General features: G+C 71.6%; 13 protein-coding genes. 3 read left to right on the top strand and 10 right to left on the bottom strand.

Annotated elements, in window-relative coordinates:
- Positions 1–105 precede the first annotated feature (105 nt).
- From ACFYWY_RS24250 to ACFYWY_RS24215, 8 genes are all read right to left on the bottom strand, one after another.
- Entirely contained in the window at positions 106–315 is a 210-nt protein-coding gene (locus ACFYWY_RS24250) for a Trm112 family protein (protein ID WP_389190106.1), read from the bottom strand.
- Complete coding sequence (locus ACFYWY_RS24245) at positions 305–1213, bottom strand: DMT family transporter (RefSeq protein ID WP_389190105.1); 909 nt, start codon at positions 1211–1213, stop codon at positions 305–307. Before ACFYWY_RS24245 ends, ACFYWY_RS24250 begins: the two co-directional genes overlap by 11 nt.
- Positions 1214–1217: 4 nt before the next feature.
- A complete protein-coding gene (locus tag ACFYWY_RS24240) occupies positions 1218–1937 on the bottom strand; it encodes a class I SAM-dependent methyltransferase (protein WP_389190104.1) in 720 nt (239 codons plus the stop codon).
- Positions 1934–3304 carry a condensation protein gene (locus ACFYWY_RS24235; protein WP_389190103.1) on the bottom strand — a complete coding sequence of 457 codons (1371 nt, stop codon included), beginning with the start codon at positions 3302–3304 and terminating at the stop codon, positions 1934–1936. Before ACFYWY_RS24235 ends, ACFYWY_RS24240 begins: the two co-directional genes overlap by 4 nt.
- A complete protein-coding gene (locus ACFYWY_RS24230; protein WP_389190102.1) occupies positions 3301–7650 on the bottom strand; it encodes an alpha-(1->3)-arabinofuranosyltransferase family protein in 4350 nt (1449 codons plus the stop codon). Before ACFYWY_RS24230 ends, ACFYWY_RS24235 begins: the two co-directional genes overlap by 4 nt.
- The gene (locus ACFYWY_RS24225; RefSeq protein ID WP_389190101.1) at positions 7643–8413 is read right to left on the bottom strand and encodes a class I SAM-dependent methyltransferase; all 771 of its coding nucleotides are present in this window, start codon (positions 8411–8413) and stop codon (positions 7643–7645) included. The genes ACFYWY_RS24230 and ACFYWY_RS24225 overlap by 8 nt, the downstream gene beginning before the upstream one ends.
- Positions 8410–9576, bottom strand: a complete 1167-nt coding sequence (locus tag ACFYWY_RS24220; RefSeq protein WP_389190100.1) for a glycosyltransferase family 4 protein — start codon at positions 9574–9576, stop codon at positions 8410–8412. Before ACFYWY_RS24220 ends, ACFYWY_RS24225 begins: the two co-directional genes overlap by 4 nt.
- 167 nt (positions 9577–9743) lie before the next feature.
- A complete protein-coding gene (locus ACFYWY_RS24215; RefSeq protein ID WP_389190099.1) occupies positions 9744–10694 on the bottom strand; it encodes a DUF3068 domain-containing protein in 951 nt (316 codons plus the stop codon).
- 165 nt (positions 10695–10859) lie between these two features.
- On the opposite strand from ACFYWY_RS24215, the gene ACFYWY_RS24210 reads away from it, so the two are divergent.
- Complete coding sequence (locus tag ACFYWY_RS24210) at positions 10860–11024, top strand: hypothetical protein (RefSeq protein WP_389190098.1); 165 nt, start codon at positions 10860–10862, stop codon at positions 11022–11024.
- Positions 11025–11049: 25 nt separating this feature from the next.
- Complete coding sequence (locus ACFYWY_RS24205) at positions 11050–12279, top strand: PucR family transcriptional regulator (protein ID WP_389190097.1); 1230 nt, start codon at positions 11050–11052, stop codon at positions 12277–12279.
- A gap of 11 nt (positions 12280–12290) precedes the next feature.
- On the opposite strand, the gene ACFYWY_RS24200 is transcribed toward ACFYWY_RS24205, so the two are convergent.
- Complete coding sequence (locus tag ACFYWY_RS24200) at positions 12291–13631, bottom strand: helix-turn-helix domain-containing protein (RefSeq protein WP_389190096.1); 1341 nt, start codon at positions 13629–13631, stop codon at positions 12291–12293.
- 138 nt (positions 13632–13769) lie between these two features.
- On the opposite strand from ACFYWY_RS24200, the gene ACFYWY_RS24195 reads away from it, so the two are divergent.
- Entirely contained in the window at positions 13770–15119 is a 1350-nt protein-coding gene (locus ACFYWY_RS24195) for a M64 family metallopeptidase (RefSeq protein ID WP_389190095.1), read from the top strand.
- A 121-nt stretch (positions 15120–15240) separates the two neighbouring features.
- Here ACFYWY_RS24195 and ACFYWY_RS24190 read toward each other — a convergent pair whose 3' ends face one another.
- Complete coding sequence (locus ACFYWY_RS24190) at positions 15241–15408, bottom strand: hypothetical protein (RefSeq protein ID WP_389190094.1); 168 nt, start codon at positions 15406–15408, stop codon at positions 15241–15243.
- Positions 15409–15599: the final 191 nt, after the last annotated feature.

Below are 15599 nucleotides of genomic sequence, written 5' to 3'. Positions count from 1 at the left end.
GCGTGGCGGGTAGGAGTGAGCCGCGCACCGCTTTCTCTTTGCCCCGGGCCGCCGGCCTGACCGCCGGCGGCGCAGGACCGCCATGGGGCGGCCTGGGCGGCGATGTCACGGACCGATCCGCCTGAGGATCCGCTCGTGCTCCTCGTCGGGTACCCGTGCGCCGGAAGAGGGAAGCAGTTGCGGGATCCCGTCGATGATCGGATAGCGGCGGCGCAGCCTCGGGTTGTAGAGGAACTCCTCGGGCAGGAGCAGCGCGAGCCGCCCCTTGTCGATCGGGCAGGCGATGATCCGGAGCAGGGGATCGTCATGCTTCATGGGCCAATTCCTTTGCCGGGGTGGGGGGTTCGTCATGACGCGGAAGGATCAGCAGTACGGAGACGGCGAGTGCGGTGCCGCCGAGTCGCAGCGCCAGCCGCAGCGGGTCTTCCGGCAGGGACTCGCCGAAGACGAAAGTGCCGAGCGCCGCCGTGAACAGACAGGTGACGGTGGTGCACACGGGCACGATCAGAGATGCCCGGCAGCGCTGCAGCGCGGTCTGGGACAGGACCAGGCCGGTGACTGAGGTGACGAGCAGGAGGTACGGATAGGGGGATGTCAGCAGGGCGAAGACGGCGTCCCCCATATCGCGGGTCGTCAGATGCCCGGAGACGCCCTTGATGGCGAGCGAGCTGACGCCGTACAACAGCCCGACGGCGACGCCGTACTCGACGCCCGCGGTCGGCAGCCGGTGGCGGCGGCGGGCTCGGCGTTCCACGGCCCAGTACAGCCACAGCCCCGCCGCGAGCGCGGGCAGGCAGATCAGCAGGACACGTCCGGCCGAGGCATGCCCGCCCACGGCGTCGGTGTCCTGGAGGGAGGCCACCACCATCAGGAGGGCGAGGGTGATCACGACAACGCCGCGTCGCTCGCGGCCGGTGGGGCGCTCGCCCAGCACGACCGCGGACAGCAGCAGAAGCAGCACGAGACCGGAGACGAAGATGCCCTGCGCGGCAGCGATGGGAAGGGTGCGGTAGACGGCGAGCTGTGCCGCGAAGCCCGCGGCGAGCGCGAGCGAACCGCCGAGCCACAAGGGGCTGCCGATGAGCAGCCGTACGACTCGGGCCGGTTGTCCCGAGCTCAGTGGCGGCAGGCCGGACAGTGCCCGCTTCTCGAGTACGAAGCCTGTGCTGTAGAAGACGTTGGCCAGCAGGGCCGATGCCACCCCCCACCACACGGCGCTACACCCGCCTGGCGTGCACCAGGAGGATGGAGGCCACGGACGGCGCGGCACAGGCGGCGCGGTCCACAAGGCGCAGTGGGCGCGGAACACCGTGGAAGGGCGCGCCGGCCAGGGTGACCACCTCGAAGCCCGCGGCGGTGAGGAATTCCCGCAGGGCACGGGCGGTGAACAGGCGCAGATGGCCCACAACCTGGGATCCGGGCCGGCCGTGGATGCCGCGCAGGCTGACCTCCGAGAAGACGGGCTGCACTCCGGCGGCCAGCAGCAACCGGTTGTACCAGGCGGCCAGGTTCGGGGTGGAGAGCATCAGATGGCCACCCCGTTTGAGGATGCGGCGCAGCTCGTCCATGGCACTGTCGGGGTCCACCAGATGCTCGATCACCTCGCTGAAGAGCACGGCGTCGGCGGTCGCATCGCCCAACGGCAGACCGCCCGACGTCAGCTCACCCCGCACGACATGGTTCATTCGGGTGGCGGCGCGGCGCAGCGCGTCCTGGGACCAGTCGACGCCGACGATCCGGTGAGGGGACAGAAGCGGCCCCGCGGTGGCTGCCGCGGAGCCGTCGCCGCAGCCGACGTCGACGACGAGGGAGGGCTCGGGAGGCAGTACTCGGGCCAGCATCAGCGCCTGGCGGCGGCTGCGCTCGTCTCCGGAGGCGACGGGGACGGCCGGGTTCTCGTAGAACTCGCGCAGCTCCGCGGGGAGAGTTCCCGTCATGGCCCGTCACCTCCTGACTCGGCCGGCAGGGCCGCCATGGCCGACATGTCCGCCAGATATTCAGCGAAGAAGTCGCACAGCTGCTGTCCTGCCGCGTCGTCGAGGAGAGCGCGCGACCAGCGCAGCGCCAGATGCAGCCGTCCCCCCGTGCTGGCGGTGGTCACGGTCAGCCCGCGCGGCATCGCGGCGGGAGCCGAGAACCAGACGGCCTCTGCCCGGCCCGCCTCCGCGAAGTCCAGCGGGTATGGAATGCGCCCGATGTTGCTGAGCAGCGTCGTCGAGGTCCAGGGAGCGGCAGCCCGCCGAGCGCCGCGGGTCAGGGCGGCCCGTAGCCCGACAGGCAGGGCGGGTGCGGTGAGGAGGGCGGCGGCGTGGCCGAGTTGAGGGCGTGGCGCCGACTTCAGGGCGCGGGTGCGTTCCGCGGTGCGGTGAAGCATGGCGGCGACAGCCTCGGGGCCGGGCTCCCGCGCGCACTCCCGCGCCGCGAATCCGACCTCCACGAGACGGGTGCCGTTCCCGATGGGCATCTCGGCGCCCCGGGGCCGGTCGTCGACGGGCATGGTGATGCGCATCGGACGGGGTGGGGCATCGTGCAGCCGGTTCCAGCGGGCGATCATCAGGCAGGTGGCGACGAGGAGTTGGTCGTTGACGGTGTAGCCGGACCCGGCGGGGCGGCGCGGCACCGGCAGTTCGGCCAGCAGCAGGCCGTTTCCGCCGGTACGCCGGACGTCGCTCGCGGGGGCCACCCGAGCGGGCCTGGCGGGTCCGACCGTGCGGGTGGGCGGCGGTGGCCCCGGCCGCCCCGGCCCGCCGGGCGGATTGCGTACGGGTGGTGTGGGGGAGACGGCAGCGCCGCCGCCGTACAACTCGGCGGCCGTGGCCAGTACGCGCAGACAGGCGGGCCCGTCCAGGGCGGTGTGGTTGAGCGTCAACAGCAGCACACACGAGCTGTCCGTCGACGAGGGCCTCACCACGTCCAGCCGGACGGGCGGGGAAAGGGACAGCGGCGGAGCCTCCCCGAGCGCTCTGGCCCTGGCCCGCTGTAGTGCATCGGGCCCCGGCTCCGGGAAGCCGACGGGATCCACGTCCGGGGTGCCGGTCAACTCCCACTCGTAGCGTCGCCGGTACCAGGGGCCGGGTGCCTCGCGCACCAGAATCCGCGGGTGCCGGCGCAGGGCCTCGCCGAACGCCGCCCGAAGCCGGTCCGGATCCGGCTGCCGGGGCAGGCACACCTCTATGTGTACGGTCTCGGGCTCCTCCTTGCGGAGACAGTGCCGGGAGATCTCATCGACGGTCGGGAACGGAATCCTGCCGCCGAGAGCGGGCTCGGTCGGCGGCCCGGGCCGGGCGGGTTGCAGGGCGGTCATCTCGGCGGGGCCTCCCGTGTGTTGAGCGGTAAGACGCCGGGCGGATCAGGGTCGGGGACCGGGCTGCGCCCGGTTTGTTCGGCGGGGTCCGGCCCGGTTCGTTCGGCGAGGTCGGGCCCGAGACGCTCGGCGGGGCCGCTTGCCGACCGCGCGCGCCGGGGCAGGGCCTGCGGCTGCGGGGCCGCGGTCGGCGGGGTCGGCGCCGCGGAGGCTGGTGTGCCGCCCCGCACCCGCGGTTCCACGGTGACCACGGCCGCGCACAGCGCGATGAGCGCCAGCAGTTGGGCCACCGGACCGAACGCGCCCTGGCCAGCGGAGACCGGATCGCCCGCCCCCGTCGCGGCCGCGACCCCTGCGCCGGCCATCGCCACCAGTGCGATCGGCACCAGCAGGGAGTGCCGCAGACGGGCGACTACCGCCAGCGCTGGGACGAGCAGCGCGAAGGGGCCCGCCACGACCGCGACCACGAGGGTCAGCGCGACGCAGCCCAGAACCCATCCGGGCGCAGGCGGGGCCGTTGCCGCGAAGTCCGGGGCGGTGCTCCGGCGGCGTACTAGTGCGAGAGCTGCCAGCAGCGCCACCGCCACCGCGCCGCCGATCAGCCCGATGTCGTAGAGCAGCACGGGTTCGTACTCGAGCTCGACCGTGCCGCCCGCGCCCGCGGGGATCAGCCAGGCCTGTTGCCAGCCGTCGATCCGCAACGGGATCAGCTTCTTGCCGTTCAGGGTGGCTTTCCAGCCGTCGTTGGCGTTCTCGTACATCTGGAGGTAGCCGGCCTCGCCCGCCCCGACGGTCACGGACCGCCGGTCGCCGCGCCAGTCGACCGCGGTCGCCTCCCGCTGTCCGCTCACCGCAGGCGGGCGGACCTCGCCGCCGGTCAGCGTGATGTCGGTGAGCGCGAGGGGACCTTCGTCGCCCGCCTCCACCTGGTGCAGTCCACGGCCCAGCGCAAGAGTGCCGCCCGGTGTCCGGCAGAGCTTGACCTCGACGGGCCGGCGCTCGGTCAGGTCGCGCACCGTCCCCGACGCGCTCGTGGCGTGCAGCGTGCCGTCGACAGCGACGGGAGGGCCCTCGCCGCACGGCACGGAGAACCTCAAGTGCGAGGCCGGTGGCGGTGTGCGAAGGTCGGCGAGCGCCGGCACGTAGACCTCGCTGAGGCCCACCGGCAACTGCATCCGGTTGTCGGCAACGGGGTTGTGGACGGTCAGCGGCGCGGCCCGGCTGATGGTGATGTCGAGCCGGTCCGTGGTGATCGGCTCGAAGCGGGCCAGGCCGTTGTCGTCGACTGCGGCCGTCACGGCGCCGTTCGGGGTGCTGATCAGTATCTGCTCGGGCCGGGTGGAGAGTCCGCCCGCGGCCGCGAGGACGATCTCGTCGATGGTCTTCCGGCCGGGCCAGCGCAGATGGATGACCGGCCGGTCGCCGGCGATCCACGCGGTGGTCAGGTCCTCATCGACCAGATTGCGCGGGCTGAGACCGTTCCCGAGCCGGCTGGTCGAGTCCGCGGTCGCCGTGATCCGCCGTCCCTGCCGCGGATCGGCGCCCGTGACGAGCCGGTCCAGTCCCTCGCCCGGCACCGGCAGCGCCTGCGCGGTGACGGCGAAGTCTCCGCCCCGGCCGACGCTGAGCCGGCGGTGCAGGCCCTCCTCGGCCGAGACCGGCGAGAGACCGCCCGGGTCGCTGCCGCGGTGGAGCGAGAACACCTCCGCCCGGGCCTCGGTGTCGCGTGCGTCGGTGGGCAGCCGGAGCAGCCGGGTCACCTGGACGCCGGGGACGGATACCTCGCTGAAGCCCGCGCCGCCGAGTCCGGCCTTCGGCGACTGGGCCGCCAGGACGGTGATCTTCAGCCACTTGGCCTGTCCCGCGGGTGCCTTGACCGGCTGCGGGTTTCCGTTCGGGCTCAGCGGGCTGTCCTCGAAGCCCTGGTCGGTCTCGACTCGTACGAGGGTGGGGGCGGCCCGCATGTGGTCGCCGGGCAGCGGAGTGAGCTGAAGCGAGGCGGGGATGTCGGTGGGCGAGGAGAAGCCGATACGGAGCCATTGGCCCGCGGCGTCTTTGGCGCTGCCCTCGGCCCACGCGGTCCCCGGGTTGCCGTCGAAGGCGTTGACCGGGTCGTACTGCGGCAGGTGGAACAGCCAGTTGCCGCTGCTGGAGGCGGTCACGGAGGCGGCGCCCCGCAGGACGGCCGTCGTCTGGTGGCCGGCGCCCTTCACCGGCAGGATCTGCCGCGGTTGCTCACCCGGGTCCTGCAGGCTCCCGGTGGGGTTCCGTTCGTCCGCGGTGTAGGTGTACGAGGTGTTGCTGTTGACCAGTCCGAAGCGGGTGTCGGCGCGGCGCAGCCCGTCCGCGACGTACTGCGCCGCGGGTGTGCCGAGCCCCGGGTGGTTGTCCCCGGTGAGCACGGTGGGACGCTCCCGGAGCCGCGGATCGGCGGACAGTTGCAGCAGCGCTTCGGGACCGCCGCTGACCACCGCGGTGTCGGCGACCGGCTGCAGGCCGACCTGGCCGGGCCGCCGGGTGCTGGCCGGCTCGTAGATCTCGACGGCCTGCATCCGCGGGAAAATGCCCTGGACCTGCAAGGGTGTGTCGCTGGGGATCCTGCCGGCGGTGAGTACCGGGTCGAATCCGGCGACTCTCCGGTAGCCGGAGGCCTCCAGGGTGCGCTTCACGGTGATCGGCGGGACGTATCCGATCTGGTCCGGGTCGAGGTCGTTGCGTACGACGACGAAGTACAGGCCGGCGCGTGACAAGTAGTCGCGCAGGCCCGGAACTTCGCTGCCACTCATGAGCGCCTGTTCCACCGCGTCCATCGCCCGTCGCGAGCCGGGCGTCCCGAAGGGCACGAAGTCGCGTTGCGCCCAGCGGGAGTCGGCGAGCACGTCGAAGGGCTGGTCGATGGGGGAGCCCCAGGTGTAGAGCCCGTGGGCGGTGGCGGGGACGACGAGGGCGCGGCTGTCGGGCGAGTTCTTCTCCAGCCAGTCGGCGGCCTGTGTCCACTGGCCGGGCAGCTTCTTGAAGGCGCCGGGCTGCAGGACCGTCCCGTTCACGTACGGCCAGGCCAGACCGGGCAGTACCAGCAGCGCGGCGATCATGGGGGCGTAACGCCGCGCCGGGTACGGCCGGGCACCACGGCTCTCGCTCGCCGTCGCCACCAGGTGCATCAGGCCGAAGGTGAGCGCGAGAGCGAGCCCGGGCTGGAATTTGTAGATGCTCCTGAACGGCCGCAGCGGCCCGTTCAGCCAGTCCCGGACCGGTTCGTGGAAGGGTGCGCCGAGGGAACCGGCGTATCCGGCCAGGGCGATCAGGACGACGGCCAGCACGGTGAGCAGCAGCCAGCGTCGCTCGGGCAGATCGCGCCGGGCCAGGCCCGCGAGACCCAGCGCGGCGGCGAGTGCCGAGCTGAGGATGGTGACCGTCGCGGTCGCCACGGTCCAGCCGGCGGGAAGCCAGGCTTCTCCGAAGTGGAGGTAGGCGACCCAGTTGCCGGCGCCGCGCAGCAGTTCGGTCGCCGACATCGTGCCGGTGGTGGTGTCGGCCTGTTCGACGTACGGCATGAAGTCTTCGCCGTAGACGCCGAGCAGCAGCAGCGGGATCACCCACCATGCGGTGGCGAGCACGACACCTGGAACCCACCAGGCGATCAGGGCGCGCTTGCGAGGCCCTGCCGGGCGGCTGAGCAGATAGAGCCCTACGGGCAGCAGCGCGGCGAGGGTCGATGCCGCGTTGACCCCGCCCATGAAGGGGATCAGCAGTGCGGATGTGGCAGCGGCCACCCGGGGGCCGGTGCGGGTGGCGGTGAGCGGCAGCAGTACCCACGGAAGCAGCGCGCCGGGGAGTGCGGCCGCCGAGGTGGAGCCGACGACGATGGTGAAGGTGGGCCACAGTGCGTAGGCGACGGCCCCCAGCAGCCGGGTCCGTGCGCTGCCGATGTCCATGCGCTCGGCGAGCCGCAGGGCGCCCCAGAACGCGGTGGCAACGATCAGCGAGAGCCACAGCCGCTCGGCCAGCCACACCGGGATGTGCGCGAGGTCGGTGAGCGCGTAGTACGGGAGGGTCGGGAAGGCGTATCCGGCGTACTGGTTGGAGAGCCCGCCGAAGCCGGCGCGGCTCTGCCACAGCTCCCCGAGGTCGCCGATGAACTTCCATGGGTCGGCGGCCACTGGGAGCTTGGTCTCGAAGGTCATCCTGCCCGGTGACACGGAGAGGAACGCGACGAAGACCGCCGCCCAGAAGGCCAGCAGCCACGATCTGCGTCGCGGCCGGCCGGTCGGCGGCTGGGGCGGCGGCGCGGTGGGCCCCGGCCTGCCGGGCCGGTTCGGGGGGAGGGCCAACGTCGTTTCAGCCACGGGTGGCTCGCAGTGGACTGTTCATCGCTGCTGCCGTTTCTGGTCGGCGCCGGAGGATGAGGAGGAGGTTCCAGGTGGCGATCTCGCGCAGGCCAGGGACGCGGGTGACGGCCTGCGCGAGGAACGGCCAGTACCGCGAGCGGGCCGTCACGAGGGACACGTCCTCGCGGGCCCGTACCTGACGCAGGGTCGGACCGATGTGGATCGCGAAGAGGTTCTCGCCGAGGGCGTGCTTGGCGGGGCGCCCGGTCCGTCTCGAGTACCGGGCGCGGGCGCGCTCCGCGCCCAGATAGTGCCAGGGCGCCCACTCGTGACCGCCCCACGGGGAGAGCCAGTTGGTGAACGAGACGTAGATCAGCCCGCCCGGCCGGGTGACGCGGATCAGTTCGCTGAGGAACGTCTGCGGGTCGGCGACGTGTTCCAGCACATTGGAGGAGAAGCAGATGTCGGCGATGCCGTCGGCCAGTGGCAGCAGGTAGCCGTCGGCGACCACCGAGCCCGCGGGGAGGGTGCCCCGCGCGCCCAGTTCCCGCAGATCGGGCTCGAAGAGATAGCTCTGCGCACCGCGCCGCCGGAACTCCTCTGTGAAGTGGCCGCGTCCGCCGCCCACGTCCACCACCAGCCGGTCGCGCAGCGGAATCTGCCGCTCGAGCTGCTCGGCCGCGTCGTGCGCGAGCAGGGCGTAACACCGGTCCGGGTCGGTCTGCTCGCTCATGAATGCCCGGAAGAGAGTGAGGGATCTGCGGATGGAGGGGTCCTTCACAGCCGGTCACTCCGCCGCGGCGCGGCCTCCGCGGCCGCCGCCCGGAACTGCCGGACCGTTGCGCCCCAGCGGAAGTCCGCGGCCCGCCGGCCGGCCGCCCGGCCGAGGGCCTCGCGCCGCTCAGGGCTGAGCGCCAGCGTGCACCAGGCCGCCGCGAACGAGCTCTCGCCGCGGGCCAGCATGCCGGTGACGCCGTCCTCGATCGAGTCTCTGAGTCCGGGTACGTCGAAGCCGATGGCGGGTGTGGACCGGGCCGCCGCCTCGGTCACCACCAGCCCCCAGCCCTCGACGAGCGAAGGGTGCAGCAAAATCCAGGCTGCGCACAGGAGCCGGTGCTTCTCGGCCTCCGAGACCCGGCCGGTGAAGGTCACGCCCGGCCCGGCGAGAGCCTCGAGACGGGCGCGCTCCGGCCCGTCACCCACGATGACGAGCCGGCCTCCGGTGACCGGTCTGACCCTCTCCCACAGACGCAGCAGCAGCTCGATCCGTTTGTATTCGACGAGGCGTCCCACGGCGAGGAACAGCGGCTCGGGCGAGGTGGGGGCGAGCGGGCCCGGGTCCTCGACACCGTTGTGGACGAGTCGGATCCGCTCGCGCGGTACACCGAGGCCGTGGAGCGCGTCGGCCGTCGAAGGGGATACGGCGACCAGCAGGTTGCCGCTGTGGGCACGGGTCAGCGCCCAGCGTTCGAGCCGTCTGCCGAGCCGGGCGGCGGGGCTCGGGAAACGCTCGGCCCAGATGTCCGTGTGGACATGGTTGACCAGGCAGAGTGTCGGTCCGCGGTGCCACAGCGGGGCGAGGTACGGCATGCCGTTGCACACCTCGACGAACAGGTCGCAGTCACCGACCTGCCGTTCGAAGGCGTGGCGGGCGCGCAGGAAGTGCCCGGCGTCCGACCCGGCCGAGACCACGCGGTAGTCGCGGAAGGCAGCGGGACCGCCGCACAGAAGCGTGACCTGGTGTCCGTGAGCGGTGAGCCCGTCGGCGATACGGTCGATGAGCAGTTCGGAGCCGCCGGCGGCCGGGTTGCCGAGGTCGCGGCGGGCGAGGAAGACGATCCGGCGGGGATGCGGAGGAGGGCCGGAAGGAGGGTCGTGCTGGGGGGACTTCGGCGGGTGGTGGGGGAGTGGCGCGCGCAAGGTGGGGGGTACGTGCTGGGGCATTCGAGCTCCAACTCGCCTTGGGGTGCGGGACGGTGGGGATGCTGAGGGTGCGAGCGGTCTGTGGCGGGGTGGGGTTGGTAGTGTCCGCCCGCCTGTTCGATGCCGCTACTCACGTCGGTGACAAATTTGGCCGACCGTGGAGCTGACGCTGCATCACATTGTGCGCATTACTGGGTATTCGGGCGTTCCCTGCCGCGCACGACGAGTACGACACCCGCGGCCGCCAGCACGAGCCCGGCCGCTCCCGCGCCGATCGGCACGGTGTCGCCCAGCGCCCGCAGTCTGCCGCTGTCCGCCTTCGCCAGCGCCACCTGCTCACGCCTGGTGTCGGGGGTGAACTCCAGACCCGCGCTGTCCAGCAGGACCACCTTCGCCTCATCGGAGCCTGGTGCGCGCAGCGTCTTGCGGGGAGCGATCCTCGCGTTCATGATGCGGCCGGTCCGCCGGTCCACGACGAGCTCGATGCCGTCGTTGGAGTACCACTCCTCGGCATGCACCTGGCTCTGCTTCGGCAGGCCGACCAGCCGCCCCGGTACCTGACGGGTGCCCGTCCGGGTGTCCTTCACGGATCCGGTGAACCGGTAGCCCTCGTACCCCGCAACCATCTTGGTGCCCTTGAACTCCAACCGGACGGTGGCTCCCAGCGTGCTGTCCCACCAGGTGTATCCCCGCTTCTGCACGTCGAAGGGGAACTTGAGGTAGGCCTCGCCCTGATACTCCGGCGTCTCCCCGCAGCAGTGCACCGGAGCGTTGGTCCGGCGGTCGGTCACCCAGCGCTCCAGCGTCCACTGGTAGGACCTGCGCGGGTCGCGCAAGGCCAGCGTGTCCGGGGTGTCGATGGCTGTGGACACGTCCCACACCGCCCGCCCGCTGCGCTCGCTCGCGGCGACATCGCCCAGCACCCGTCGGGTGATGGTGATCGGTTTCGCCCGGACGGGTCTGAGGCTCTGGGTGTCGAAATATTCGCCGGTGCCGGTGAACACCGTGGTGACATCGACATCGGTCGGGGTGCGTTCGGCACGTGGCTCCACGTACCAGGCGAGCATCGGAGCCAGTACCAGCAGAAAGACGCCGACACCCAACAGGACCAGCGACAACGGCGAAGCGGTACGACGCATTCGGGCACTCCCGGGAACGAGGGCGGGCTGAGGACGGTGCGCGTCTGTACGGCCCGGGACCGTAGGCGTCCTCTTGACGGAGTGTCAATGACGCTCGCAGACTGGGCACTCGCCGAGCCGGTGCCGTGGGGCGGGGTGCCTTCCGACAGAAAGGCTCGCTGAACCATGCACAGACTGACCGCTGCCGTGCTGACCACCATGGCCGCCGCCGTCCTCGCCGTGGGGACGGCCTTCGGCATCGTCGCCGCCCTCAACGCCACACCCGAGCAGCCCAATGTGCCTCTCGTCTCCTTCGAGACCGGTCGGCCGACAGCGTCCCCGCAGCCGTAGCCGACCAGCAGCGAGGGAGGAACCCATGCCCGTGCGCACGGCCTGGCGGGACGTGCCCCGCCTGCGGGCACGCAGATTCGCATCCCTGGCCATGGCCGAGGTGCCCGCACTCGCAGAAACCATCCTGGGCGAGATCCGCAGTGAGTACCCCGGCCTGCCGCTCGTCGTCGACGACTCGGGCGAGCCCATGGCCCTGATCGGCATCCGCGAGGCGCTGGAGGACTTCGTGGGCCACCTCGTGGTCGAGGAGAACCGGCCGCGCGGGCGTCAGCTGGAGGTCTTCCAGGAGTTCGGCCGCGGCGAAGTGCTGCAGGGCCGCAGCCTGGACTCGCTCCAGGCCATCTACCGGCTCGGCGTGCGGCTTGCGTGGCGTCGCCTCGCCGAGATCGGTCAGCAGGTCGAGATCCCGCCGCCCGCCATGTACGAGCTGGTGGAGTCGGGATTCGAGTATCTCGACGCGCTCGTCGCACAGTCCGTACGCGGCTACGTCGAAGCCGCCGCCCGCCAGGCCGGCGAACGGCTGCGACTGCAGCGGCAGTTGATCAGCCTGATGCTCAGCGAGCACCGCACGGATCCCACCGACGCCCTTGCCGAGCATGCCGAGCACATCGGCTGGCCGCTGCCCGAGCAGGTCGCCGTCGGAGTACTGCTGCGACCGGCACCGGAGGCCGTCGCCCCGGCCGTGGGCCAGGACGTGCTGCTGGACATGGAGTACGAGCAGCCGCGCATGGTCGTCCCGGAGCCGGACGCGGCCGGCCGGCCGGAACTGCTGGAGCGTGCGATGACGGGCTGGTCCGGTGCGATGGGACCGCCGGTTCCGCTCGTCGAGGCCGCCAAGTCGCTGCACTGGGCCCTGGCCGCCGTACGCCTGATGGAACGCGGGCTGCTCCCGGCCGGCCAGGTCCTGCACTGCACGGAGCACACAGAGGCGCTTGTTCTGCTGCCGCCCGAGGAGCTGATCGAGGACCTGGCCCGTCGCTGCCTGGCGCCGCTCGACCAGTGCGCCCCCGCGCACAGCCGACGACTCGTCGAGACGCTGCTCGCCTGGCTGGAGACACGTGGCGGCGCCCCCGAGGTCGCGGCACGACTCGGCGTCCATCCGCAGACCGTGCGCTACCGATTGCGCCAGATCCGCGAACTGCTGGGCGAAGAGGTGGACGATCCCGACCGGCGCTTCAAGCTGGAGCTGGTGTTACGGGCCCGCCGCCTGCGCGATGCGGGGGTGACTCGGAACGTGCCGAATACCTGGGGTTAGACCGCCCGCCCTCAGCGCTGCGGGATCGACGGAGCCGCCGGGGCCGGTCCCAGGGTCGTCGTGCCGGGGGCTGCCCGGTGCCCAAGTCCCGTGCGGTACGCGTCCAGAGCGGCCTCGGTACGGCCGCCACGGCGCAGTAGGTCGCCCAGCAGACGGCACAGGTCGGCGAGGTCTCCGCTGGCCCCGCTGCGCTCCAGCAGCCCCAGCGCCAGGACATAGTGCTCCTCGGCGGCCTCGGCCTCCCCCCGCTCCTCGGCGATCAGCCCGAGCAGCCGGTGCGCGCCGCCGGCGTGCACCGCGCCGTGCCGGTCGCCCAGTTCCAGCAGCGCCGAGAGCAGGCCGGTCGCCTCCTCGTACCGCCCGAGCCGCCGCAGTACATCGGCCAGCTCCACCTCCACCTGGGCGGTGTAGAGCACGGCGCGTTTGGCGGTCAGCATGTCCCGGGCAGTGCGCAACTCCTGCTCGGCCAGGGCGAGTTCGCCGTTCTGTGCCTGGACGTAGCCGCGCATCCAGTGGCAGTGGGCGAGATCGGTCCGCAGTCTCAGCTGCCGGTAGATCGCCTGGGCCTTGGCGAGGGATGCGTCGGCGTCGGCCGTACGTCCTTCGGCGAGGAATGTACGGGCAACCTGCCGGTGCATGCCCGCCACCAGCACCGGATCGCTGACCTGTGGCGCCAGGGCCAGGGCGAGCTCGGCGGCGTGTGCGGCGCGGGCGTGGGCGCCCATGTCGATGTACGGGCCGATGACGGCGGCGTACAGCAGTACCAGTGCCTCGGGGTCGGCCAGGCCGCTCGCGCCGAGCTCGTCAATGGTGGACTCGAGGAGATAGCAGGCGTAGCGCAGCTCCCCGGCCAGGAGGTGCGCGATGGCGCGGCCCCGGATCGCGCGGGCACGGCGCGGCAGCGGTTCACCCGCCAAGAGCCGCTCGGCAGCCTCGAAGTGCCGCCCCGCGTTGGCGAGTTCACCTGTCTCCAGTGCGCATTCACCGAGTCCGAGCAGCGCCTCGGCCTGCTCAGGAGCGAGGTCGAGATGTTCCGCGTCGGTGAGGAGCCGGCGATAGCGGACGGCAGCCTCGTCGGCGGATCCGGTGGCGAGATCCTGCTGGGCGTCGGTGAGGGCGAGCCGCAGCTCGGTGGCCACATGGGCGGGGCGTCCGGTGGCCAGCTCCTCGAACGTGGTGCCGAGCCGCTCCGCCAGGAAACGCAGCGCGGTCTCGGAGGGCCGGACCTTGCCGGACTCCAGTGTCGAGACGTACGCGGGCGTGTACGACGGTTCGGCCAACTGCCGCTGCGTCAGCCCGCGTTGGTTACGCAGTTGCTGCACCCGGCGGCCGATCTCGGCCGGTTCGTCCATGGGGTCCCCCTTGGTTCTCGAACTCCCCAGTATTCAGGGGCAGTAGCCATTGCGCACGTCCTGTTCCTCCGCCTAGTTTAAGCAACTCGTTCATCGCATTTACTCGGTCACTTAACTTCCGTGTCAGGGGGAGGATTCATGCGTTCAGCGCGTCGCAGAGTCATGGCGGCGGTCGGCGTGGCCGCTGCCGTCGCGGCCGTACTGGCCGCCGCACCGGGCGGCGCGGCCGCCGATCCGGCGACACCCGGCAGCGCCGGGGTCGAGGTCGAGATACCCGGGCCGGAACACGGCACAGCCGCCGGATCCGGCCACACGCGCGTACCGCAGGAGGGCCGGGACCAGCCGCCCTCCAGGCTCTCGGCAGCCGAGGAGGCCGCTGACGGCGAGGTCACCAAGCTGGTGGACAACGGCTCCACCGCCGACCGGCTGGACATCGTCGTCGTGGGGGACGGCTATACCGCCGCCGAGCTGGCCCAGTTCCACACCGACGCCAAGGAGAAGTGGGCCGAGCTGGCCGCCGTCGAGCCGTACACGACGTACCAGGGACTCTTCAACGTCTGGGCGGTCGACGCCGTGTCGAACCAGTCCGGCGTCTCGGGCGACCCCGGTCCGGACGTCGTCCGGGACACCGCGCTCAGCTCGTACTTCTGGTGCGACGACATCGAGCGGCTGCTCTGCATCGACCAGGACAAGGTCGACGGGTACGTGGCGAAGGCGCCGGAGGCCGACCTGGTGCTCGTCCTCGCCAACAGCGCCAAGTACGGCGGCGCGGGCTACAACGAGCCGAGCGAGACCCTCGGCTACGAGGGCATCTCGACCGCTTCGGCGGGCAACGAGAAGTCCGGCCAGGTCGCCATCCACGAGACCGGCCACTCACTGGGCAAGCTCGCCGACGAGTATTACTACCCCGGCCAACCGGACTACGAGGAATACACGGGCGCCGAGCCGGCCGACTCCAATATCTCCACGCTGGCCGCCGCGGACATGTCCGGGCAGCGCGCCAAGTGGCACCGCTGGCTCGGCGAGGAGTCGCCCGACGGCGGCCCCGTCGGTACGTACGAGGGCGGGGGCTACTACGTCAAGGGGCTGTACCGGCCCACCGACAACTCCCTGATGCGTTCTCTCGACAGGCCCTTCAACCTGCCCGGCGTCGAGGCGATGATCGGCGGCTTCTACCGCCACGCGCGGATCGTCACCGCGGTCACCCCCACCGCTCGCACCCTACGGCTGGGAGACACCGCGAAAGCCGCCGTACCCCGGCTGACGGGCGCGGACGGGCGTCAGCTGAGGATCCGCTGGTATCTGGACGGCAAGGAGTTGAAGCCCTTCGCGGGCCGTACTCAGGTACGGGTCTCGGAGCTTGCCCTGTGGCTGCTCGACCGGCGCACGCACAAGTTGTCGGTCACGGCAGAGGACCGTACGCCTTCAGTGCGGGACCCGGAGATCGCCGCGCTTAAGTCCACCATCAGCTGGAAGGTCCGGCTCTGATGCCCTGAGTGCTGGTCATCGGTGCGGGCGGGGGCGTCGGGACCGAGCGGCGATGCCGTCACTGCGGCGGCGGACCGGCCGCCGCCGCTCGAATTGACGGCGGCAGTCGCAGCGGCCCCCGTTACTCGGCCGAGAGGACTTCCTCGGCGTCTTCAAGGGATCCGTCCATGACGGTCGGCACTGCGAGCGGCAGCCCCAGGGGGTTGTCGAGCGTGTCGGCGTGCGCGCTGGGGGAGGGCGCGATGAGGGATGCCACGACGCCGGTGACGAGGGACGCAACAGCGGCCATGCTTCGCTTCTTCATGGCTTGGTCAACGTCCTGTGAGCTCCGACGTCACGGTGCATGTGCGCCTCGAACATCGGGCCGCAGGCAGATCCCGTGTCCCCGGGGGTCCGCTCGACCGATGAGTCCTGGCCACGACCACAGTCCAAGTGCTGCGCCCTCAATAGGGTTCCAACCCCTGCCCGCCAACGGGAACG

Origin of the sequence: Streptomyces sp. NPDC002870, assembly GCF_042888505.1 — a bacterium.
In the GTDB taxonomy this organism is placed as follows: Bacteria; Actinomycetota; Actinomycetes; order Streptomycetales; family Streptomycetaceae; genus Streptomyces.
Note: the sequence above shows the minus strand (reverse complement) of the source record. Positions and strands in the feature narration are given on the sequence as shown.